Here is a 23,658-nt window from a genome sequence, read left to right as displayed (position 1 = left end):
GCGTGAAAGATGAAGGATAAATACAGGTTGACCGACAACGACAGGCTAATGCCTAAATTCGGAATCAAAAAATATGTGTGGAATTGTTGGCGCTATCGCGCAGCGTGATGTAGCTGAAATCCTTCTCGAAGGTTTACGTCGTCTGGAATATCGTGGTTATGACTCTGCTGGTCTGGCCGTTGTCGATGCTGAAGGCAACATGACCCGTCTGCGTCGTCTGGGTAAAGTGCAGATGCTGACTGCTGCTGCGGAAGAACATCCGCTGCATGGTGGTACTGGTATTGCTCACACCCGCTGGGCGACACACGGTGAACCTTCAGAAGCGAACGCGCATCCCCATGTTTCTGAACACATTGTTGTGGTGCATAACGGCATCATTGAAAACCATGAACCACTGCGTGAGCTGTTGAAAACGCGTGGCTACACCTTTGTTTCTGAAACCGACACTGAAGTGATTGCTCACCTGGTGCACTGGGAGCTGGAACAGGGTGGTACGTTACGTGAAGCCGTGCTGCGTACTATTCCGCAGCTGCGCGGTGCCTACGGCACGGTGATCATGGATACCCGTAACCCGGAAACCCTGCTGGCGGCCCGTTCTGGCAGCCCGCTGGTGATTGGTCTGGGTATGGGTGAGAACTTTATCGCTTCCGATCAGCTGGCACTGCTGCCGGTAACCCGTCGCTTCATCTTCCTGGAAGAGGGCGACATCGCGGAAGTAACCCGTCGTTCGGTCTCAATATTCGACAAGTCTGGCGCGGAAGTTAAACGTCAGGATATCGAATCTAATCTGCAATACGATGCGGGCGAAAAAGGTATTTATCGCCACTACATGCAGAAAGAGATCTACGAACAGCCGAACGCAATTAAAAACACGCTGACCGGCCGTATCAGCCACGGTGAAGTGGATTTAAGCGAGCTGGGTTCGCATGCCAACGAGCTGCTGTCTCAGGTTGAGCATATCCAGATTATCGCCTGCGGTACGTCGTACAACTCCGGTATGGTGTCCCGCTACTGGTTTGAATCGCTGGCTGGCATTCCTTGTGATGTCGAAATTGCTTCCGAATTCCGCTATCGCAAATCCGCCGTGCGTCGTAACAGCCTGATGATCACCCTTTCCCAGTCTGGTGAAACGGCAGATACCCTGGCGGGTCTGCGCTTATCCAAAGAGTTGGGCTATCTGGGTTCGCTGGCTATTTGTAACGTACCGGGCTCTTCTCTGGTGCGCGAATCCGACCTGGCGATGATGACCAATGCCGGTACCGAAATCGGCGTGGCCTCCACGAAAGCATTTACTACTCAGCTGACCGTTCTGCTGATGCTGGTGGCGAAACTGTCTCGTCTGAAAGGCCTGGATGTGGCTATTGAGCAGGAAATCGTTCACGGTCTGCAGGCGCTGCCGAGCCGTATTGAGCAGATGCTGTCTCAGGACAAACGCATTGCCGCTCTGGCTGAAGGATTCTCTGATAAACACCATGCGCTGTTCCTGGGCCGCGGCGATCAGTACCCGATTGCGCTGGAAGGTGCGCTGAAGCTGAAAGAGATCTCTTATATTCACGCTGAAGCTTATGCCGCAGGCGAACTGAAACACGGTCCGCTGGCGCTGATTGATGCCGATATGCCGGTTATCGTGGTTGCGCCGAACAACGAACTGCTGGAAAAACTGAAGTCCAACATTGAAGAAGTTCGCGCCCGTGGCGGTCAGCTGTACGTCTTTGCTGACCAGGATGCTGGCTTTACCAGCAGCGAAAACATGCACATCATTGAGATGCCGCATGTGGAAGAGGTGATTGCACCGATCTTCTATACCGTTCCGCTGCAGTTGCTGGCGTATCATGTGGCGCTGATTAAAGGCACCGACGTGGATCAGCCGCGTAACCTGGCGAAGTCGGTTACCGTAGAGTAATCCGTACCTAACTGAACTGAAAATGCCCTGCTATAAGCGGGGCATTTTTTTAAACTTGTTCTGTTTTTAATCAATTATCCCGCCTGTTTTATGTGACAAACCGTCATCTTCAGCTACTGTTTGCAGTGTCATAAAAAGAAAATTTTAGCGAAATGTTATTGTCATGGTAATGGTTAACGTTTTGTTTTAAATGTATTTTTAGGTAAATAACTTCTCGTATTTTTCATTGTCATAAAACTGTCATATTTCGTACATTTAACTGTCACCTGTTTGTCCTATTTTGCTCACAGTAGCAACTCAAACAACGATTTACGAAAACCGTGCAGGAGACATTATGAAAGTTATGCGTACCACTGTCGCAACTGTTGTCGCCGCGACCTTATCCATGAGCGCGTTCTCTGCGTTTGCAGCAGCGAGCCTGACAGGTGCAGGTGCAACCTTCCCTGCGCCAGTGTATGCCAAATGGGCAGATACCTATCAGAAAGAGACCGGTAGCAAAGTAAACTACCAGGGTATCGGCTCCTCCGGTGGCGTAAAACAAATTACGGCCAATACCGTTGATTTCGGCGCTTCTGATGCCCCGCTGTCTGACGAGAAACTGGCACAAGAAGGCCTGTTCCAGTTCCCGACCGTTATCGGCGGTGTGGTGCTGGCGGTGAATATCCCTGGACTGAAATCCGGCGAGCTGGTGCTTGACGGTAAAACGCTGGGCGACATCTACCTCGGTAAAATTAAGAAGTGGGATGACGAAGCCATCACCAAACTGAACCCAGGTCTGAAGCTGCCTTCGCAAAATATCGCCGTTGTGCGTCGCGCTGATGGTTCTGGTACTTCCTTCGTCTTCACTAGCTACCTGGCGAAAGTGAACGAAGAGTGGAAATCTAAAATTGGTTCCGGCTCTACCGTTAACTGGCCGACCGGTCTGGGCGGTAAAGGTAACGACGGTATCGCCGCATTCGTACAGCGTCTGCCGGGTTCTATCGGTTACGTTGAGTACGCTTACGCTAAGCAGAACAACCTGGCTTACACCAAGCTGGTCTCTGCTGATGGTAAACCGGTAAGCCCGACCGAAGAAAACTTTGCCAACGCCGCTAAAGGCGCTGACTGGAGCAAAACCTTCGCTCAGGATCTGACGAACCAGAAAGGTGACGATGCGTGGCCAATCACTTCCACCACCTTCATCCTGGTCCATAAAGAGCAGAAGAAGCCCGAGCAGGGCGTTGAAGTGCTGAAATTCTTCGATTGGGCATATAAAAATGGTGGCAAACAGGCTAATGACCTGGATTACGCCAGCCTGCCGGACAGCGTGGTTGAGCAGATTCGTGCTGCATGGAAGACCAACGTGAAAGACAGCAGCGGTAAAGCGCTGTACTAATAGAATATCTTTAACGAGTTGGCGGATGGCGCTACGCTTATCCGCCCTACAGTTCCGACTGTAGGCCCAATTTGTAGGCCGGATAAGCGTAGCGCCATCCGGCAGGGCAATTTCGTAAACGCGTTTAACTTAAAGAGTGATTTATGGCTGCAACCAAGCCTGCTTTTAACCCACCGGGTAAAAAGGGTGACATGATATTCAGCGCGCTGGTAAAACTGGCTGCGCTGATTGTGCTATTGATGTTGGGTGGCATTATTGTCTCTCTGGTTATCTCCTCCTGGCCAAGCATACAGAAATTTGGTTTCTCCTTTTTGTGGACCAAAGACTGGGATGCGCCGAACGATATCTACGGCGCGCTGGTACCGATTTACGGTACGCTGGTCACCTCGTTTATTGCATTGCTGATTGCCGTTCCGGTGAGTTTCGGCATTGCGCTGTTCCTGACTGAACTTGCACCCGGTTGGCTGCGTCGTCCGCTGGGTATCGCTATTGAACTGCTGGCAGCAATTCCGAGTATCGTATACGGCATGTGGGGCCTGTTTATCTTTGCCCCGCTGTTTGCGACGTACTTCCAGGAGCCGGTCGGAAACATCCTTTCCAACATTCCGTTTGTTGGTGCACTGTTCGCTGGCCCGGCGTTTGGTATCGGTATTCTGGCGGCTGGTGTGATCCTCGCTATCATGATCATTCCGTACATTGCTGCGGTTATGCGTGATGTGTTCGAACAAACGCCGGTGCTTATGAAAGAGTCAGCCTACGGCATCGGCTGTACCACCTGGGAAGTTATCTGGCGTATCGTCCTGCCGTTCACCAAAAATGGTGTGATCGGCGGTGTGATGCTGGGTCTGGGCCGCGCGCTGGGTGAAACCATGGCGGTCACCTTTATCATTGGTAACACCTACCAGCTCGATAGTGCCTCGCTGTACATGCCGGGCAACAGTATTACCTCTGCGCTGGCGAATGAATTTGCCGAAGCGGAATCTGGCCTGCACGTTGCTGCGTTGATGGAACTGGGTCTGATTCTGTTTGTGATCACCTTCATCGTACTGGCGGCGTCTAAGTTCATGATCATGCGCCTTGCGAAGAACGAGGGGGCACGCTAATGGCTACGCTTGAAATGCAAAACACCACTGCGCTGGCGGAGTCCCGCCGTAAAATGCAGGCACGTCGCCGTCTGAAGAACCGCATCGCGCTGACGCTCTCTATGGCGACCATGGCGTTCGGTCTGTTCTGGCTCATTTGGATCCTGATGTCCACGATCACCCGTGGTATTGACGGTATGTCGCTGGCGCTGTTCACCGAAATGACGCCTCCGCCGAATACAGCGGGTGGTGGTCTGGCGAACGCCCTGGCCGGTAGCGGACTGTTAATTCTGTGGGCGACCGTGTTTGGTACTCCGCTTGGCATTATGGCGGGTATCTACCTGGCAGAGTACGGACGTAAGTCCTGGCTGGCCGAGGTTATTCGCTTTATCAATGACATTCTGCTGTCTGCGCCATCAATCGTGGTCGGTCTGTTCGTTTACACCATCGTGGTAGCAAAAATGGAGCACTTCTCTGGCTGGGCGGGCGTTATCGCGCTGGCGCTGCTGCAGGTGCCCATTGTTATCCGTACCACGGAGAACATGCTCAAGCTGGTGCCGGATAGCCTGCGTGAAGCTGCCTATGCACTGGGTACGCCGAAATGGAAGATGATTTCTGCGATCACCCTGAAGGCGTCTGTCTCGGGGATCATTACAGGTGTTCTGTTAGCGATTGCTCGTATCGCAGGTGAAACGGCTCCGCTGCTGTTTACGTCGCTCTCCAACCAGTTCTGGAGCACCGACATGATGCAGCCTATCGCCAACCTGCCGGTCACTATCTTTAAGTTTGCTATGAGCCCGTTTGCTGAGTGGCAGCAACTGGCCTGGGCCGGGGTACTGATTATTACCCTGTGCGTACTGCTGCTGAACATTCTGGCGCGCGTCATTTTCGCGAAGAAGAAACACGGTTAATTTTTACGGCGTGGCTGATGCGGCGCCGGATGAGGAAGAGATTGAAATGAGTATGGTTGATACTGCCCCGGGTAAGATTCAGGTTCGTGATTTGAACTTCTACTATGGCAAATTCCATGCCCTGAAGAACATCAACCTGGATATAGCTAAAAACCAGGTAACGGCGTTTATCGGGCCGTCAGGCTGTGGTAAATCGACGCTGCTGCGTACGTTCAACAAAATGTTTGAACTGTACCCGGAGCAGCGTGCGGAAGGTGAAATCCTGCTGGATGGCGACAATATTCTCACCAATACCCAGGATATCGCTCTGCTGCGTGCCAAAGTGGGCATGGTATTCCAGAAGCCGACGCCGTTCCCGATGTCCATCTACGACAACATTGCTTTTGGCGTACGTCTGTTTGAGAAACTCTCGCGTGCGGATATGGACGAGCGTGTGCAGTGGGCATTGACCAAGGCCGCATTGTGGAACGAAACCAAAGATAAATTACACCAGAGCGGGTACTCTCTCTCGGGTGGTCAGCAGCAGCGTCTGTGTATTGCGCGTGGTATCGCCATTCGCCCGGAAGTGCTTCTGCTTGATGAGCCATGTTCAGCGCTCGACCCTATTTCTACCGGGCGTATCGAAGAGCTGATCACTGAGCTGAAAGAAGATTACACCGTCGTTATCGTTACCCACAACATGCAGCAGGCTGCGCGTTGTTCCGATCACACGGCATTTATGTACCTGGGCGAGTTGATTGAGTTCAGCAACACGGACGATCTGTTCACCAAGCCCGCGAAGAAACAAACTGAAGATTACATCACCGGTCGTTACGGCTGATTCAGGAGCTTGTTGTGGATAACCTTAACCTTAATAAACATATTTCCGGCCAGTTCAATGCAGAGCTGGAAAGCATCCGTACCCAGGTGATGACCATGGGCGGCATGGTCGAGCAGCAGCTTTCTGATGCAATCACGGCGATGCACAACCAGGACAGCGAGCTGGCAAAACGCGTCATTGAAGGCGATAAGAACGTCAACATGATGGAAGTGGCGATCGACGAAGCCTGCGTGCGTATCATCGCCAAGCGTCAACCGACAGCGAGCGACCTGCGTCTGGTGATGGCGATTATCAAAACCATCGCTGAGCTGGAACGTATTGGCGACGTGGCGGACAAAATTTGCCGTACCGCGCTGGAAAAGTTCTCGCAACAGCACCAGCCGCTGCTGGTAAGCCTGGAATCACTGGGCCGCCACACCGTACAAATGCTGCATGACGTGCTGGATGCGTTTGCGCGTATGGATCTGGACGAAGCAGTGCGTATTTATCGTGAAGATAAGAAAGTTGACCAGGAATATGAAGGCATCGTGCGTCAGCTGATGACTTATATGATGGAAGACCCACGTACCATTCCAAGCGTGCTGACCGCGCTGTTCTGCGCACGTTCCATCGAACGTATCGGTGACCGCTGCCAGAATATCTGCGAATACATCTTCTACTTCGTGAAGGGACAAGACTTCCGTCACGTGGGCGGGGATGAGCTGGATAAGCTGCTGGCGGGCAAAGATCCGAAGGAATAAGCAGTTTGTTGCGTGCGCCGGGATCCCCCGGCGTCGCTATTGTAGGCCGGATAAGGTGTTACGCCGCATCCGGCATTCTGCGCCATTCGCCTGATGGCGCTTTGCTTATCGGACCTACTGTTTATTCGACGATATTCCAACCCCGCGCTTTCCACAATTCCGGCAATTGTGCCAGATCGGTAAACGTCGTCACTTTTGGATGATCGATCGGTTTGTTATGCGGATCGGCGCAGAAGTAGAACACCTCCATCCCGGCGGCAATCCCCGCCTGCGCACCTGCGCTGGAATCATCAACCAGAATGCAGTTCTCAACATTAACATCCATCGCTTTCGCCGCATGGAACATCAGGGCCGGATCGGGCTTCCAACGCTGAATATCGTAGCCGCTGAACAGTAAATCAGGGAAATGGTGCAACATGCCCAGCTTACCCAGCGAATGCTGCATTTTGCTGACTGGACCGTTAGAGACCACACACATTGGTACGGCCATGCTGTCCAGTAGCGCATTGGCACCGGCAATCACCTCCAGTTCCGTATCGAACAGACGTGCGACCTCAGCGCGGTAAACCGGTTCTAAATCGGCTTTTGCCAGTTCGACACCGTGCTCTTCGTTGATAATGTCGATGATCTCGTACAGCTTTACCCCCTTGAAGCGTTTGAAAATTTCTTCAAGATCGAGCGTAATGCCAAACGCCTGGAACATGCTGACATACGCGCGAGAACAAATCACTTCACTGTCGACAAGGGTACCGTCACAGTCAAAAAATACGGCTTCTATCTGGGACATGTCATTTCCGTTTTAACAAGTTTAACGTTTTCGTAATGCATTATTGGGCGACGCAATCGTTGCCGTATAAGCAAAATCAATGAAAAAAGTTGCTCATAACCCAACCCTATTGTCGCATTTTGGTATAGGATAGCGACGAATTTTCCCTCCTTGTTCGGAAATTGATAATGAGTCAACAACACACAACCCAGGCTTCTGGCCAAGGGATGCTGGAACGCGTGTTCAAACTGCGCGAACATGGCACGACGGCACGGACCGAAGTGATCGCCGGTTTAACGACCTTCCTGACGATGGTGTATATCGTTTTTGTTAACCCGCAAATTCTTGGCGTGGCTGGCATGGATACCAGCGCTGTCTTTGTTACCACCTGCCTTATTGCTGCATTTGGTAGCATCCTGATGGGCCTGTTTGCCAACCTGCCGGTCGCACTTGCGCCTGCTATGGGCCTGAACGCATTCTTCGCTTTCGTGGTCGTTGGTGCGATGGGGCTGTCATGGCAGATTGGTATGGGCGCTATCTTCTGGGGCGCTGTTGGTCTGCTGCTGCTGACGATTTTCCGCGTTCGTTACTGGATGATTGCCAATATCCCGGTTAGCCTGCGTGTGGGGATCACCAGCGGTATTGGTCTGTTCATCGGCATGATGGGGCTGAAAAACGCCGGTGTTATCGTCGCCAACAAAGACACGCTGGTGTCTATCGGTAACCTGACGTCCCACAGCGTACTGCTCGGTATCCTGGGCTTCTTTATCATCGCGATTCTGGCGTCCCGTAACATTCACGCGGCGGTGCTGATTTCTATCATCGTAACCACGCTGCTGGGCTGGATGCTGGGCGATGTTCATTACAACGGTATCGTTTCTGCGCCACCGAGCGTGATGTCCGTTATCGGACATGTCGACCTGGCCGGTTCGTTTAACATTGGCCTGGCGGGTGTGATTTTCTCGTTCATGCTGGTTAACCTGTTCGACTCCTCCGGTACGCTGATTGGCGTTACGGATAAAGCCGGTCTGGCGGATGCGAAGGGCAAGTTCCCGCGCATGAAGCAAGCGCTGTATGTGGATAGCGTGTCGTCGGTTACCGGGGCGTTTATCGGGACTTCTTCCGTTACTGCGTATATCGAATCTTCTTCCGGGGTTTCGGTCGGTGGACGTACCGGTCTGACCGCCGTGGTCGTTGGCCTGCTGTTCCTGCTGGTTATCTTCCTGTCGCCGCTGGCGGGGATGGTACCGGGTTATGCAGCCGCTGGTGCGCTGATTTACGTTGGCGTCCTGATGACATCAAGCCTGTCGCGCGTTAAGTGGGATGACCTGACAGAAGCGGTTCCGGCGTTTATTACCGCCGTGATGATGCCATTTAGCTTCTCAATTACCGAAGGTATTGCGCTGGGCTTTATTTCTTACTGCGTGATGAAGATTGGTACCGGACGTTTCCGCGATCTCAGCCCGTGCGTCATCATTGTCGCGCTGCTGTTTGTGCTGAAGATTGTGTTTATCGACGCGCACTAATCGCTGTTTATTTGCCCATATATCAAAAAGCCCGGCATATCGCCGGGCTTTTTCTTTTACGCTTTCACGCGCTGAATGTAGTCGCCAAATGCGGTCAGTTGACCGGTCAGATGGTCCAGCGTGCTTTGGTCGATCACTTCACCTGTCTGCGGGTCTACTTTATTCTGAATGACGCCGCCCATAAATTCCGGCTTGTTCATTACCATGGCGTCGAGGAATACCAGGATCTGACGCAGATGATACTGGCAGCGCGCGCCGCCAATAGCGCCCATAGAACTGGTCTGGATCAGCACCGGCTTACCCGATAATGGCTGATCGGGCAGGCGGGACAGCCAGTCGATGGCGTTCTTCAGTCCGCCCGGAACAGAATAGTTATATTCAGGTGTGACGATGACGACACCGTCAGCCTTTCTGATTTGCTCAGCCAGTGCTTCTACGCTGGCCGGAAAACCTTCTTCCTGTTGGAGGTCGGCATCGTACAGAGGGATATCACCAATCGACGGCAGCGCGTTCACTTCCATTCCCGCTGGAGCAATCTTGGGCAGCGTACGGGCAACCATTCCATTAAACGAACCTTTGCGCAGACTTCCCAGTAACGTAACAACATTCAATGTTTCAGACATGGTGACTCCTGTTTCATCATGAAGGTTAAATCAAAGCGTATGGCTCTTCGCTGCACATAATTGAGAGAACCGGATCAGACGACCCGTTGGCTCATTGGCGCGAGTCTGGATATCAGGCAAACTTTTCCAGTCCTGTTTACCATCAAACTCCCAAACCTTGAGTTTTTCAATGGTTGGCGTAACCGCAACTGACCACACCAGTACATCTTCCGCATCGCAAATGGCTTCAACCTGCGCCACATGGGCACATTTCAGACGCCCTGCGCCGGGTAAAAGCTGGAGCTCACGCGGATCGTCATTGCACACATCGCCAGTGAGTTTGAGTACGCTCTGGCGCAATGTAATGAGCTGCGCGCGTGCTTCGTTGGGGTCGTTTTGGTTATTGATCCACAGGTTTTCGTTACTGGAGAAGCGCCACGTTTCCGCTGAATTTGGATTGTGAAACCCGCGGGTGGCCCGCTGAAGTTCCATATCCAGGCCGCACGTTCCTTCAGTTGTTAGCACAACGCCGACGATATTCCCGGCATAGGAAATCGAAAAACCCGGCAGGGTCTTATCGCGAAAAACGGGCTTACCTTTGGCCTGAGTAACAATTTCGGGCAGCGTGCTGGTGCCGTAAAGCATAAACATCAGTTCAGCGAGAAGACTTCGGGAAGCCAGGAAACGTGTCCGGCGATGAGCGGGTAGATCTCTTGCTTCGATATGACATGGAGAAGGGAGGCGAGCTGAAACCAGGTGTCCCTCCGTAAGAATCCCTCTGGCAAAATGTGTCGCCATTTGTCGCTCCGTGATTAATGGTCCGTGATTATTACCAGAGTAACATTTACACGGCTTCCGGGCAGGCTTTGCTGCCCAAAAACTAAGCGAAAATGGGAGACATTACGCGATATTTACATTTCTGTTGCCAGAATGGTCGATTTAGCAACACCAAAATGAAGGATCGTCAGGAGATATCGCGATAAAGCGCCTTGATCGTGTCTTTTAGCCAGACGATCTTAGGATTGTGGCTGTTGCGTTTATGCCAAAGAAGAGTGAACGGTACGCGCATTTTTTCCAGTTGCGCCGTATCAAATGGCATTGGCCGTGCAACGAGTGGAAGCTGGTGGAGTTGGTTATAACGCTGGCAATAGACCGGTGCGGTGGCTATCAGCGCGTGATCCGGCTGCGCGGCCATAAACAGCGATTGCTCAAAACCGGGCAGACATAACGCGATATTGCGTGCGCGTCCCATTTCTTGCAGGACTTCATCCAGCGCCCATGTATCGCTTTGCTCCCAGCTAATGCTGATGTGCGGATAGCGCAGAAAGGTGTCCAGATTCCACTCTTCCTGCAGTGCGGGATGATCTTCACGTAGCCAGACGCAGGGCAGATCGGAAAACAGCACTTCATGGTCGATCGACAATGGCAACAAACTCAGCAGTTCGCGCGAACGCGGATGACTTTCGCGCCCGGTAAAGCCAATATCCACTTCACCGCGAATAATGGCATCCAGCGAATCATAGTCCCAGTTGCGTATTTTGATTGTTGCCTGGGGATAGCGCTGATAAATCTGCTGGGAGAGCGCATTGAACATGATCATCACTAACGGCGTTTCGGCCGCCAGATCAAACTTCAGCCCGCGTGGAGACTCATGGTGCGGCTTATCGAGCAACTGATTGCCCATCTGCATCCATTCAGCAAGGCTCTGCTCCATGCTGACCATCAGCGGCGTCGGTGATAGCCCCAGCGGGGTGTTCACAAACAAGGGATCATCAAACCAGGTCCGCAGCTTCGACAGCGACTTACTGACCGCCGACGGTGTGACATTCATCCGTTTGGCGGTTTTAGTGACGCTGCGTTCTTGCATCAACAGCTGCAGGCAGAGCAATAAATTAAGATCGAGACTGCTGAGGGATTTCTTCATGAGTTGGCGCGGACCGGTTAGGTGCAACAGTGATAATCAGCATGATACTCACTATGCTACAGCCAATCAGAATCCCGATCAGCATATTCAGCGCATCAAGGCCAAGAACCGCCGCCAGCCAAATCCACAGCGAGGAACCGCAAACCTGGGCAATACCTAATGCCGAGCTGGCGACGCCCGCACGCAGCGAGAACGGCCCAAGCGCCTGGCTCATCGCAACACCGAAGCCGACCGAGAATCCGGCGCAGATTAACGTCAGCCCGAAAAGCGTTACTGCGTGTGAAGTGGCAAGGGTTAACACCACGCCGGCACACAGAAACAGCACCTGTGAGGTCAGCATCAGAACGCGAGGCTTAAATACGCTCAGAGCAAATGGCGTAGAGAAAGAGACCGCCATACTGATGCCTGCGGTCATGGCCATCGTGGTGGCATACTCACCACGGTCGAAGCCCATCACTTCCATCAGTAGCACCGGAGACGTATTCACGAAGGTCAGGATCACCGACACGCTGAGGGTGGTAATGGCCAGACGGCTTAAGAAAAAGCGGTTTACCAGTGATTCGGTCGTGTGGTTCTTTTCCGTCGTCGCCATAAGCGTTGCTGGGCGCGATTCTCGCAGGACAAACACCGACAGCAGGCAAACAGCCACACCCATTCCCATCATCGTGTAGAACAGGCTCTGCCACGGGTATTTGAGCATGATCAGATGCCCCATCACCGGAGCCAGCACCGGCACGATACAGGTAATACCGTTCAACAACGACAGTACCTTCGCCCGGCGGCGATCGTCGAGCGTATCGCGCAGGATAGCGAAAGCCACAACGTAGCAACAGCCCGCACCTACGCCCTGAATAAAACGACCTATGAGGAATGGCGTACCGCTTTCGGCGAAAGAACATAGCGCAGAGGCGAAAATAAAGATGAGTGCGCCGACTATGGCGACCGGTTTGCGACCTGACTGGTCGGCAATTTTACCGGCGAACAGCATCGCCGTCGCCATTCCTGCCAGATATACCGAAAACGCGATATGCAGTTGCGCCTCGCTGGCCTGTAAATCGGCAGCAATACGGGGCAGCCCCACCAGATACATATCAATACCGGCAGGATAAAGAAGAACCAGGGCGAAACTGCAGATTAGAAAGCGTGTCATAGCGACCTCATAAGAAATGTGGCGCTAAGCATACGGTCAGAGAGTCAACTGCACGAGTTGCCATTTGGACAACAGTGATTTCCACATGGGAAATAGTTGTTGCCGGATGGCGGCGTAAACGCCTTATCCGGCCTACGGGGCCTGTAGGCCCGGTTAGCATCACGCCACCGGGCAACACAACGTTACTTACCGATACAGAAGCTGGAGAAGATCCGTCCCAGCAGATCGTCGGAGGTAAACTCTCCTGTGATCTCACTGAGGTTCTGCTGCGCAAGGCGTAGCTCCTCAGCCAGCAATTCTCCGGCCCATGCTCCGAGCAGTTGGGCTTTACCCTGCTCGAGATGCTCTGCAGCTTCTGCCAGCGCCTGCAGATGACGACGACGGGCCAGGAAGCCGCCTTCCATATTGGTTTCAAAGCCCATGCTCTGTTTGAGATGATTACGCAGTACGTCAACGCCTTCACCGGTACGCGCGGAGAGGCGAACCAGTGAGTGGCCATTTACTTCACTAAGGCCCAGCGTCTCACCGGTAATATCCGCTTTGTTACGCACCACAGTGATCGGCAGTTTGGCTGGCAGACGGGCAATAAAGTCTGGCCAGATATCTGCCGGGTCCACGGCGTCGGTGGTGGTGCCATCAACCATAAACAGTACACGGTCGGCCTGTTCAATTTCCTGCCAGGCACGTTCGATACCGATGCGTTCCACTTCATCGTTAGCGTCGCGCAAACCGGCGGTGTCGATGATGTGTAGCGGCATGCCATCGATGTGAATATGCTCACGCAGCACGTCGCGGGTAGTCCCGGCGATATCGGTGACAATGGCCGCCTCACGGCCAGCTAGCGCGTTCAGCAGGCTTGATTTCCCGGCGTTTGGACGCCCGGCAATCACCACCTTCATCCCTTCGCGCAGCAGGCTGCCCTGACGCGCTTCCGCACGCACGGCATCAAGATCGCTGATAACGCTGTTGAGTTGCGCTTCAATCTTGCCGTCAGACAGGAAGTCGATTTCTTCATCCGGGAAGTCGATCGCTGCTTCAACATAGATGCGCAGGTGAGTGAGCGCTTCCACAAGATGATTTACCCGTGCGGAAAATGCGCCCTGCAACGAGTTCAGCGCCGAGCGAGCGGCTTGCTCTGAGCTGGCATCGATCAGGTCGGCAATCGCCTCTGCCTGGGCTAAATCGAGCTTATCATTGAGAAATGCTCGCTCGGAGAATTCACCCGGTCTGGCAATGCGCAGCCCGGGAATGGTCAGAATACGTTTGAGCAGCAGGTCAAGAATCACCGGACCTCCGTGGCCCTGAAGCTCTAAAACGTCTTCGCCGGTAAAGGAGTTTGGGCCGGGGAACCACAAGGCAATCCCCTGATCCAGCGCGCTGCCATCCGCGTCTTTGAACGGCAGATAATCGGCATAACGCGGTTTGGGCAGTTTCCCAAGTACGGTTTCTGCGACCTCACGCGCTTTCAGGCCGGAGATACGCAGGATACCCACGCCACCACGTCCCGGTGGGGTGGCCTGAGCGACGATGGTGTCGTTATGGCTCATGGTTTGTCTCTTCTTAATGCAATAAAAAAGGCGGTCTAATGACCGCCCTTTACTTTATGTTCCGTTTGCCGGATGGCGGCTTCGCCTAATCCGGCCTACACCGAATCAGGAGTTTTTCTTCTCGCGGCTATGCAGGCCACGTTTCTCCAGACCACGGTAAATCAGCTGCTGCTGAATAATGGTTACCAGGTTGCTGACGATATAGTACAGCACCAGACCTGACGGGAACCACAGGAAGAACACGGTGAAGATGACCGGCATGAAGGTCATGATCTTCTGCTGCATCGGGTCGGTTACGGTGGTCGGAGACATCTTCTGAATGAAGAACATCGTCACGCCCATCAGAATCGGCAGGATGTAGTACGGGTCCTGTGCAGACAGGTCATGGATCCACAGAGCGAACGGCGCATGACGCAGTTCAATGGAGCCCATCAGCATGTAGTACAACGCCAGGAAGATTGGCATCTGGATGATCAGCGGGAAGCAGCCGCCCAGCGGGTTTACCTTCTCAGCTTTGTACAGGGCCATCATTTCCTGGCTCTGACGCTGTTTGTCATCGCCCAGACGCTCACGCATAGCCTGAATCTTCGGCTGCAGCATACGCATCTTCGCCATGGAGGTGTACTGCGCTTTGGTCAGCGGGTACATGATGCCACGAACGATAAAGGTGATAACGATGATGGAGAAGCCCCAGTTACCCAGGAAGCTATGGATCCACTTCAGCAGTTTAAACAGCGGCTGAGAAATGAACCACAACCAGCCGTAGTCCACGGTCAGATCCAGGTGCGGTGCAACGGCCGCCATTTTATCCTGAATTTCCGGGCCGACCCACAGGGTGCTGGTCATCGCGCCAGTCTGGCCAGGCTGTACCAGTACCGGCTGTGATTTATAGCCGATAGCGGCAATGCCGTTACCCAGGTTAGCGGTATAGAAGTTGTTGGTGCCGTCGTTACGCGGAACCCATGCCGTTGCGAAATACTGTTGCAGCATTGCGACCCAGCCGTCTTTAGCATTGACGTTCAGGTTTTCGTTTTCAGCAATGGTGTCGAATTTGTATTTCTCATACTTCTCATCCGGCGTGGAGTACGCCGCGCCACGGAAGGTGTGCAGCGCAAAGTTGCTGCTACCGGTGTCACGATGAGATGGCAGATTGATGGATTGCTTCAGCTGACCAAAGGTGGAGATTTCCAGCGGTTTTTCGCCGGCGTTCTGCACGCTGTAGTTAACGTTGACAGCATATTCACCACGCTTAAGAACAAACGTTTTAGTGAATGTGTTACCCGCTGCGTCAGTATAGGTCATCGGGATCTGCAGTTCGTTCTGACCGTCAGCCAGTACAAACGCGTCTTTATCGACGTTGTACAGCGGACGTGGGCCGTTAGCCGGGTTATCCGGGCCGTCACGACCTGTCAGGCCACTCTGTGCCTGGTAGATGAACTGTGGCGTGGTTTCCAGTAACTGGAACGGTTCGGTAGAACCGAGTTCTTTCGGGTAAGCTGGCAGTGAAGCCTGTTCCACATCACCACCACGGGTGTTGATGGTCAGATCAAGCACGTCAGTTTTAACCGTAATCAGTTTCCCCTGGCCACTGGCCGGTACGCCCTGGTCTGCGGCGCTACCCGCTGCGGTGGTCGTTGTCTGCGTGGTCTGTTGGGCCTGAGGTTGCGGGTTTTTATCCTGCTCCCAGGCTTGCCAGATCATGAAAGACACGAACAGCAAAGCGATGACTAAAAGATTGCGTTGCGAATCCATCGTTAGTGTTCTCTGGTATCAAATGGTCCGGGCGGGACGGGATCGTCACCACCAGGGTGTAAAGGGTGGCATTTTAATACGCGTTTCACCGTCAACCAACTGCCTTTTATCACTCCAAACCTGCGCAATGCCTCAATTCCGTAGCTCGAACAGGTTGGAGTGAAACGGCAATGCGGCCCAAGCAGCGGACTGATCAGGCGTTGATAGACCCGAATGAGGGCTATCAGGACCCGCGAGCCAGGCGACAATGGCGACGCCATAATTTTTCCAACGCTTCCGAGAGAGCACGGTTATCGAGGTCAGCAACCCCTTTTTTCGCCACCACCACGAAATCCATTGCTGGAAGCTCGTGCTGACGTAAACGGAAGCTTTCACGCGTCAGACGTTTAATCCGATTGCGTTCATGCGCACGTTTAACATTTTTCTTGGCGACTGTAAGACCGATACGGGGATGCCCCAGCGAATTCAGGCGGCCGAGGATGGTGATTTGCGGCGTGCCAGCCCGTTGTGGCTGCTGGAAGACGAATGTGAAATGAGTGGGAGTTAACAAACGTAACTCCCTGGGAAATGCGAGCTTAACCACTCAGGGGCTAGCTTTTATTACTTAGAAACGGTCAGACGAGAACGGCCTTTAGCACGACGACGTGCCAGAACCTGACGACCATTTTTATTAGCCATACGAGCACGGAAGCCGTGAGAACGGTTGCGCTTCAGTACAGACGGTTGAAAAGTGCGTTTCATGGCGATTTCTACCTAAACTTGAATAAATTCACTGACTTTTGCGTATACCCGAACGAATTTCGAACGACTTACGCCACAGTGTGGGTGATTAAAGAGGCCGGATTGTAATAATTGTACACTCCGGAGTCAATTCTCTTTCCTTATTTCCCGCTTTTTTCCGCATGGTTTCGCGTAAAAAACAGGCAGCGTTGACGCCGTAAGGCGACCGTTACTCGCTGGGGGTAAGAATTATACGGGCTGGTGGATAAAGCGCAAGGATCGCACGGGATCTTTATTAGATCGTTTAAGCAGTAAAGCATCTTTACTCATTAATTTTTTCAATATGCGCGCTAAAACCTGCAGCACTTCTCCAGGATCGTTTACACTTAGCCGATTCTGGATCATCCTGTGGATAAATCGGGAAGAATCTGTGAGAAACAGAAGATCTCTTTCTCAGTTTACGCTATGATCCGCGGTCCTGATCGTTTCAATGGATCCTGATCGGGTAAAAATTGCAGATAGCAATTCGCACGTCACCCTTTGCATAGGGTCTTGTCGATGTGCGTCAACAATCATGAATGTTTCAGCCTTTGTCATTTATCGACTTTTGTTCGAGTGGAGTCCGCCGTGTCACTTTCGCTTTGGCAGCAGTGTCTTGCCCGATTGCAGGATGAGTTACCAGCCACAGAGTTCAGTATGTGGATACGCCCGTTGCAGGCGGAACTGAGCGATAACACGCTGGCTTTGTATGCGCCAAACCGTTTCGTGCTCGATTGGGTAAGGGATAAATACCTTAATAATATTAATGGATTACTCAATAATTTCTGTGGCGCGGATGCCCCACAGCTGCGCTTTGAAGTCGGCACTAAACCCGTCACGCAAACGCTGAAAACGCCGGTCAACAATGTTGTTGCGCCTGCCCACGTGGCTCAGCAAGTGCAACCACAACGTGCTGCTCCGGCGGCGCGTCCAGGCTGGGATAACGTCCCGGCTCCGGCAGAACCTACCTATCGTTCTAACGTCAACGTCAAACACACGTTTGATAACTTCGTTGAAGGTAAATCTAACCAGCTGGCGCGCGCGGCGGCACGTCAGGTGGCGGACAATCCTGGCGGCGCCTACAATCCGTTATTCCTTTATGGCGGTACGGGTCTGGGTAAAACCCACCTGTTGCACGCTGTCGGTAACGGCATTATGGCGCGTAAGCCAAACGCCAAAGTGGTGTATATGCACTCCGAGCGTTTTGTGCAGGACATGGTCAAAGCCCTGCAAAACAACGCGATCGAAGAGTTTAAACGCTACTACCGTTCCGTTGACGCGCTGCTGATTGACGATATCCAATTCTTCGCGAATAAAGAGCGATCGCAGGAAGAGTTTTTCCACACCTTTAACGCCCTGCTGGAAGGCAATCAGCAGATCATCCTGACCTCGGATCGCTATCCGAAGGAGATCAACGGCGTTGAAGATCGTCTGAAATCCCGCTTTGGCTGGGGACTGACTGTCGCGATCGAACCGCCTGAACTGGAAACGCGTGTTGCGATCCTGATGAAAAAAGCCGACGAAAACGACATTCGTCTGCCGGGTGAAGTCGCGTTCTTTATTGCCAAGCGTCTACGCTCTAACGTACGTGAGCTGGAAGGCGCACTGAACCGCGTGATCGCCAACGCCAATTTTACCGGCCGGGCGATTACTATCGATTTCGTGCGCGAAGCGCTGCGCGATCTGCTGGCTTTGCAGGAAAAGCTGGTCACCATCGACAATATCCAGAAGACGGTGGCGGAGTATTACAAAATCAAAATTGCGGATCTGCTTTCTAAGCGTCGATCTCGCTCGGTAGCTCGCCCGCGCCAGATGGCGATGGCGCTGGCAAAAGAGCTCACTAACCACAGTCTGCCGGAAATTGGCGACGCGTTTGGTGGGCGTGACCATACTACCGTGCTTCATGCCTGCCGCAAGATTGAGCAGTTGCGTGAAGAAAGCCATGATATTAAAGAAGATTTCTCCAATTTAATCAGAACATTATCTTCGTGACGCTATGAAATTTACCGTTGAACGTGAACATTTATTAAAACCGCTTCAGCAGGTCAGCGGCCCGCTGGGTGGACGTCCTACACTGCCTATTCTCGGAAACCTGCTGCTGCAGGTTGCTGACGGCACGCTTTCGCTGACCGGCACCGATCTCGAAATGGAGATGGTGGCGCGCGTGGCGCTGATCCAGCCTCATGAACCTGGTGCGACCACCGTTCCGGCGCGTAAATTCTTCGATATTTGCCGTGGATTGCCGGAAGGCGCGGAAATTGCCGTTCAACTGGAAGGCGACCGTATGCTGGTGCGTTCTGGCCGCAGCCGTTTCTCGCTGTCTACGCTGCCTGCCGCCGACTTCCCGAATCTGGACGACTGGCAGAGCGAAGTCGAATTCACCCTGCCGCAGGCGACGATGAAGCGCCTGATTGAAGCCACGCAGTTTTCGATGGCGCATCAGGACGTACGTTACTACTTAAACGGCATGCTGTTTGAAACCGAAGGGGAAGAGCTGCGTACCGTGGCGACCGACGGTCACCGCCTGGCGGTTTGTTCAATGCCTGTTGGTCAGCCGTTGCCAAGCCATTCGGTGATCGTACCGCGTAAAGGTGTGATTGAACTGATGCGTATGCTCGACGGCGGCGATAACCCGCTGCGCGTGCAGATTGGCAGCAACAACATTCGTGCGCACGTTGGTGACTTCATCTTCACCTCTAAGCTGGTTGATGGCCGTTTCCCGGATTATCGCCGCGTATTGCCGAAGAATCCGGACAAGCATCTGGAAGCCGGTTGCGATATCCTCAAACAGGCGTTTGCGCGTGCGGCGATCCTCTCGAACGAGAAATTCCGCGGCGTGCGTCTGTATGTCAGCGAAAATCAGCTCAAAATCACCGCCAACAACCCGGAGCAGGAAGAAGCAGAAGAAATTCTGGATGTCTCCTATCCTGGTACAGAACTGGAAATCGGCTTTAACGTGAGCTACGTGCTGGACGTTCTGAACGCGCTGAAGTGCGAGAACGTGCGTATTCTGCTGACTGATTCCGTATCGAGCGTACAGATTGAAGATGCCGCATCACAGTCGGCTGCCTATGTTGTTATGCCAATGAGACTGTAATGTCGCTCACCCGCCTGTTGATCCGCGATTTTCGCAATATCGAAAGCGCGGATCTCGCTTTATCCCCTGGCTTTAACTTCCTGGTTGGCGCGAACGGCAGCGGCAAAACCAGCGTACTGGAAGCTATCTATACGCTCGGCCACGGTCGGGCGTTTCGCAGTTTGCAGATTGGTCGCGTGATTCGCCACGAGCAGGAGTCGTTTGTTTTACACGGGCGTTTGCAGGGTGAAGAACGTGAGACGTCGATTGGCCTGACGAAAGACAAACTGGGCGACAGCAAAGTGCGCATTGACGGCACTGACGGGCACAAGGTCGCAGAACTGGCGCACCTGATGCCGATGCAGCTGATCACGCCTGAGGGGTTTACTTTACTCAACGGCGGCCCCAAATACAGAAGAGCATTCCTTGACTGGGGATGCTTTCACAATGAAGTCGGATTTTTCACCGCCTGGATCAACCTGAAGCGACTGCTCAAGCAGCGCAATGCAGCGCTGCGCCAGGTGAGTCGTTATGAGCAACTGCGCCCGTGGGATAAAGAACTGATCCCACTGGCGGAACAAATCAGCACCTGGCGCGCGGAGTACAGCGCCGGTATCGCGCAGGATATGGCGGATACCTGCCAGCAGTTTCTTCCCGAGTTTTCACTCTCCTTCTCATTCCAGCGCGGCTGGGAGAAAGAGACTGATTATGCCGAAGTGCTGGAACGCAGTTTTGAACGCGATCGCATGTTGACCTACACTGCGCACGGCCCGCATAAGGCGGATTTCCGCATTCGCGCCGACGGTGCGCCGGTGGAAGATACGTTGTCGCGTGGGCAGTTAAAGCTGCTGATGTGCGCCTTACGTCTGGCGCAAGGGGAGTTCCTGACCCGTGAAAGCGGGCGGCGCTGCCTGTACCTGATAGATGATTTTGCCTCTGAACTGGATGACGCGCGTCGCGGACTGCTGGCCAGCCGCTTAAAAGCCACGCAATCTCAGGTCTTTGTCAGCGCAATCAGCGCTGAACACGTTATAGACATGTCCGATGAAAATTCGAAGATGTTTACCGTGGAAAAGGGTAAAATAACGGATTAACCCAAGATAAAATGAGCGAGAAACGTTGATGTCGAATTCTTATGACTCCTCCAGTATCAAAGTCCTGAAAGGACTGGATGCGGTGCGTAAGCGCCCGGGTATGTATATCGGCGACACGGATGACGGCACCGGTCTGCACCACATGGTATTCGAGGTGGTAGATAACGCTATCGACGAAGCGCTCGCGGGTCACTGTAAAGATATCGTGGTAACGATTCACGCTGACAACTCCGTGTCCGTTACCGATGATGGCCGTGGTATCCCAACCGGTATTCACCCGGAAGAGGGCGTTTCGGCAGCGGAAGTTATCATGACCGTTTTGCACGCAGGCGGTAAATTCGATGATAACTCCTATAAAGTTTCCGGCGGTCTGCACGGCGTGGGTGTTTCCGTCGTTAACGCCCTGTCACAGAAGCTGGAACTGGTGATTCGTCGTGAAGGCAAAGTGCATCAGCAAACTTACGTGCACGGTGTGCCGCAGGCGCCGCTGGCAGTAACCGGCGAAACAGAATTGACCGGGACTCAGGTCCGTTTCTGGCCAAGCCACGAAACCTTTACCAATGTTGTTGAATTTGAATACGACATTCTGGCGAAACGTCTGCGTGAGCTGTCATTCCTGAACTCCGGCGTCTCTATTCGTCTGCGCGACAAGCGCGACGGCAAAGAAGACCATTTCCACTACGAAGGTGGCATCAAGGCGTTTGTTGAATATCTCAACAAAAACAAAACGCCGATCCACCCGAATATCTTCTACTTCTCCACCGAAAAAGACGGTATCGGCGTTGAAGTTGCGCTGCAGTGGAACGATGGTTTCCAGGAAAACATCTACTGCTTCACCAACAACATTCCACAGCGTGACGGCGGTACTCACCTTGCAGGCTTCCGTGCGGCGATGACCCGTACCCTGAACGCCTACATGGACAAAGAAGGCTACAGCAAAAAAGCGAAAGTCAGCGCTACTGGTGACGATGCCCGTGAAGGCCTGATTGCCGTTGTTTCCGTGAAAGTACCGGATCCGAAGTTCTCTTCACAGACCAAAGACAAGCTGGTCTCCTCTGAGGTGAAATCGGCGGTAGAACAGCAGATGAACGAACTGCTGAGCGAATATCTGCTGGAAAACCCGTCTGACGCGAAAATCGTTGTTGGCAAAATTATTGATGCTGCACGTGCTCGTGAAGCTGCACGTCGTGCGCGTGAAATGACCCGTCGTAAAGGCGCGCTGGACTTAGCGGGCCTGCCGGGCAAGTTGGCGGACTGTCAGGAACGTGACCCGGCGTTGTCCGAACTGTACCTTGTGGAAGGGGACTCCGCGGGCGGTTCTGCTAAGCAGGGCCGTAACCGTAAAAACCAGGCGATTCTGCCGCTGAAGGGTAAAATCCTCAACGTCGAGAAAGCGCGCTTTGACAAGATGCTCTCCTCTCAGGAAGTCGCGACACTGATCACCGCGCTCGGCTGTGGCATCGGTCGTGACGAGTACAACCCGGACAAACTGCGTTATCACAGCATCATCATCATGACCGATGCGGACGTCGATGGCTCGCACATTCGTACGCTGCTGTTGACCTTCTTCTATCGTCAGATGCCGGAAATCGTTGAACGCGGCCACGTTTACATTGCACAGCCACCGCTGTACAAAGTGAAAAAAGGCAAGCAGGAACAGTACATTAAAGATGACGAAGCGATGGATCAGTATCAGATCTCTATCGCTCTGGATGGCGCAACGCTGCACACCAACGCCAGCGCACCGGCCCTTTCCGGTGAGTCGTTAGAGAAACTGGTTTCTGAATACAACGCGACGCAGAAAATGATTGGCCGTATGGAACGTCGTTTCCCGAAAGCGCTGCTGAAAGAGCTGGTTTATCAACCGACGCTGCCAGAAGCCGATCTGGCTGATGAAGCGAAAGTTACGGCCTGGGTTTCCCAGTTGGTTAACGTGCTTAATGAAAACGAAATGCACGGCAGCACCTGGAATAGCTTCGTGCGTAAAGACGCTGAACTGAACCTGTTCGAACCGGTGATCCGGGTGCGTACCCACGGTGTCGATACTGACTATCCATTGGAGCATGAATTTGTGACCGGTGGCGAGTACCATCGTATTTGTACGCTTGGCGAGAAGCTGCGTGGGCTGATCGAAGACGATGCGTTTATCGAACGTGGCGAGCGTCGCCAGCCGGTTGCCAGCTTTGAGCAGGCGCTGGAATGGCTGCAGAAAGAGTCTCGTCGTGGCCTCGCTATCCAGCGTTATAAAGGTCTGGGCGAGATGAACCCGGAACAGCTGTGGGAAACCACCATGGATCCGGAAAGCCGTCGTATGCTGCGCGTTACCGTGAAGGATGCGATTGCTGCCGACCAGCTGTTCACCACGCTGATGGGCGATGCCGTTGAACCGCGTCGCGCATTTATCGAAGAAAACGCCCTGAAAGCGGCGAACATCGATATTTAAGCCAATCTGTAGGCCGGATAAGGCGGTTTACGCCGCCATCCGGCAAGACGTTGTATTGTGCCTGATGGCGCGTTGCTTATCAGACCTACAAACGACAACCAATCTACAAAAAGGGGAATCTCGATTCCCCTTTCTATCCCCCTTTTCGTAGCTGTTTTTTGAGCGGAATCGCGTTAGCATGAGGACGG

General features: G+C 53.2%; 22 protein-coding genes. 11 read left to right on the top strand and 11 right to left on the bottom strand.

Annotation, left to right across the window (positions count from 1 at the left end):
• The first annotated feature begins 73 nt into the window (after window positions 1-73).
• The 6 genes from glmS (at window position 74) to phoU (ending at window position 6,831) form a co-directional block, all read left to right on the top strand.
• Window positions 74-1,903 (top strand): glutamine--fructose-6-phosphate transaminase (isomerizing), encoded by a 1,830-nt coding sequence (gene glmS, locus SK38_RS21950; protein ID WP_003827031.1) that lies wholly within the window; start codon window positions 74-76, stop codon window positions 1,901-1,903.
• A gap of 334 nt (window positions 1,904-2,237) precedes the next feature.
• Window positions 2,238-3,278 (top strand): phosphate ABC transporter substrate-binding protein PstS, encoded by a 1,041-nt coding sequence (pstS, locus tag SK38_RS21945; protein WP_003827033.1) that lies wholly within the window; start codon window positions 2,238-2,240, stop codon window positions 3,276-3,278.
• 143 nt (window positions 3,279-3,421) lie between these two features.
• Window positions 3,422-4,381: a phosphate ABC transporter permease PstC gene (pstC, locus tag SK38_RS21940; protein WP_008786549.1), complete on the top strand. Its 960-nt coding sequence runs from the start codon at window positions 3,422-3,424 to the stop codon at window positions 4,379-4,381.
• Window positions 4,381-5,271 carry a phosphate ABC transporter permease PstA gene (gene pstA, locus SK38_RS21935; RefSeq protein ID WP_003827037.1) on the top strand — a complete coding sequence of 297 codons (891 nt, stop codon included), beginning with the start codon at window positions 4,381-4,383 and terminating at the stop codon, window positions 5,269-5,271. The genes pstC and pstA overlap by 1 nt, the downstream gene beginning before the upstream one ends.
• A 46-nt stretch (window positions 5,272-5,317) precedes the next feature.
• The gene (pstB, locus tag SK38_RS21930) at window positions 5,318-6,091 is read left to right on the top strand and encodes a phosphate ABC transporter ATP-binding protein PstB (protein ID WP_003023821.1); all 774 of its coding nucleotides are present in this window, start codon (window positions 5,318-5,320) and stop codon (window positions 6,089-6,091) included.
• A gap of 14 nt (window positions 6,092-6,105) precedes the next feature.
• Window positions 6,106-6,831 (top strand): phosphate signaling complex protein PhoU, encoded by a 726-nt coding sequence (phoU, locus tag SK38_RS21925; protein ID WP_003023824.1) that lies wholly within the window; start codon window positions 6,106-6,108, stop codon window positions 6,829-6,831.
• A gap of 121 nt (window positions 6,832-6,952) precedes the next feature.
• Here phoU and yieH read toward each other — a convergent pair whose 3' ends face one another.
• Window positions 6,953-7,618, bottom strand: a complete 666-nt coding sequence (gene yieH, locus SK38_RS21920; protein WP_003827040.1) for a 6-phosphogluconate phosphatase — start codon at window positions 7,616-7,618, stop codon at window positions 6,953-6,955.
• Between the two features lie 167 nt (window positions 7,619-7,785).
• Between yieH and adeP the strand changes: the two genes are divergently transcribed.
• Window positions 7,786-9,123, top strand: coding sequence for an adenine permease AdeP (adeP, locus tag SK38_RS21915; RefSeq protein ID WP_003827042.1), 1,338 nt, complete (start codon window positions 7,786-7,788; stop codon window positions 9,121-9,123).
• Window positions 9,124-9,179: 56 nt separating this feature from the next.
• On the opposite strand, the gene SK38_RS21910 is transcribed toward adeP, so the two are convergent.
• The 10 genes from SK38_RS21910 to SK38_RS25440 form a co-directional block, all read right to left on the bottom strand.
• Complete coding sequence (locus SK38_RS21910; RefSeq protein ID WP_003827046.1) at window positions 9,180-9,746, bottom strand: NADPH-dependent FMN reductase; 567 nt, start codon at window positions 9,744-9,746, stop codon at window positions 9,180-9,182.
• Window positions 9,747-9,776: 30 nt separating this feature from the next.
• Window positions 9,777-10,523, bottom strand: coding sequence for a 4'-phosphopantetheinyl transferase family protein (locus tag SK38_RS21905; protein WP_048237058.1), 747 nt, complete (start codon window positions 10,521-10,523; stop codon window positions 9,777-9,779).
• A 166-nt stretch (window positions 10,524-10,689) separates the two neighbouring features.
• A complete protein-coding gene (gene yidZ / locus SK38_RS21900; protein WP_003827051.1) occupies window positions 10,690-11,649 on the bottom strand; it encodes an HTH-type transcriptional regulator YidZ in 960 nt (319 codons plus the stop codon).
• Entirely contained in the window at window positions 11,618-12,799 is a 1,182-nt protein-coding gene (locus tag SK38_RS21895; RefSeq protein ID WP_032945462.1) for an MFS transporter, read from the bottom strand. The genes yidZ and SK38_RS21895 overlap by 32 nt, the downstream gene beginning before the upstream one ends.
• Window positions 12,800-12,981: 182 nt before the next feature.
• Entirely contained in the window at window positions 12,982-14,346 is a 1,365-nt protein-coding gene (gene mnmE, locus SK38_RS21890) for a tRNA uridine-5-carboxymethylaminomethyl(34) synthesis GTPase MnmE (protein ID WP_048237057.1), read from the bottom strand.
• 105 nt (window positions 14,347-14,451) lie between these two features.
• A complete protein-coding gene (gene yidC / locus SK38_RS21885; RefSeq protein WP_003827058.1) occupies window positions 14,452-16,098 on the bottom strand; it encodes a membrane protein insertase YidC in 1,647 nt (548 codons plus the stop codon).
• Between the two features lie 2 nt (window positions 16,099-16,100).
• Entirely contained in the window at window positions 16,101-16,358 is a 258-nt protein-coding gene (gene yidD / locus SK38_RS24530) for a membrane protein insertion efficiency factor YidD (protein ID WP_003023846.1), read from the bottom strand.
• Entirely contained in the window at window positions 16,322-16,681 is a 360-nt protein-coding gene (rnpA, locus tag SK38_RS21880) for a ribonuclease P protein component (RefSeq protein WP_003844432.1), read from the bottom strand. Before rnpA ends, yidD begins: the two co-directional genes overlap by 37 nt.
• Window positions 16,682-16,698: 17 nt before the next feature.
• Entirely contained in the window at window positions 16,699-16,839 is a 141-nt protein-coding gene (gene rpmH / locus SK38_RS21875; RefSeq protein ID WP_003023858.1) for a 50S ribosomal protein L34, read from the bottom strand.
• A gap of 228 nt (window positions 16,840-17,067) precedes the next feature.
• On the bottom strand, window positions 17,068-17,148 hold the full coding sequence (locus SK38_RS25440) for a hypothetical protein (RefSeq protein ID WP_418221920.1): 81 nt from the start codon (window positions 17,146-17,148) through the stop codon (window positions 17,068-17,070).
• A 297-nt stretch (window positions 17,149-17,445) separates the two neighbouring features.
• Between SK38_RS25440 and dnaA the strand changes: the two genes are divergently transcribed.
• From dnaA to gyrB, 4 genes are read left to right on the top strand one after another with little or no spacing between them, the layout of a single operon-like run.
• Window positions 17,446-18,849 (top strand): chromosomal replication initiator protein DnaA, encoded by a 1,404-nt coding sequence (dnaA, locus tag SK38_RS21870; RefSeq protein WP_003827078.1) that lies wholly within the window; start codon window positions 17,446-17,448, stop codon window positions 18,847-18,849.
• A 4-nt stretch (window positions 18,850-18,853) separates the two neighbouring features.
• Window positions 18,854-19,954, top strand: coding sequence for a DNA polymerase III subunit beta (dnaN, locus tag SK38_RS21865; protein WP_003023863.1), 1,101 nt, complete (start codon window positions 18,854-18,856; stop codon window positions 19,952-19,954).
• Entirely contained in the window at window positions 19,954-21,027 is a 1,074-nt protein-coding gene (gene recF / locus SK38_RS21860; RefSeq protein ID WP_048237056.1) for a DNA replication/repair protein RecF, read from the top strand. Before dnaN ends, recF begins: the two co-directional genes overlap by 1 nt.
• Window positions 21,028-21,055: 28 nt before the next feature.
• Window positions 21,056-23,470: a DNA topoisomerase (ATP-hydrolyzing) subunit B gene (gene gyrB, locus SK38_RS21855; protein WP_008786542.1), complete on the top strand. Its 2,415-nt coding sequence runs from the start codon at window positions 21,056-21,058 to the stop codon at window positions 23,468-23,470.
• Window positions 23,471-23,658: the final 188 nt, after the last annotated feature.

This window comes from Citrobacter sp. MGH110 (assembly GCF_001037515.1).
Taxonomy (GTDB): domain Bacteria; phylum Pseudomonadota; class Gammaproteobacteria; order Enterobacterales; family Enterobacteriaceae; genus Citrobacter; species Citrobacter portucalensis.
The sequence above is the reverse complement of the archived record's forward strand: the minus strand, read 5'-3'. Positions and strand labels throughout refer to the sequence as shown.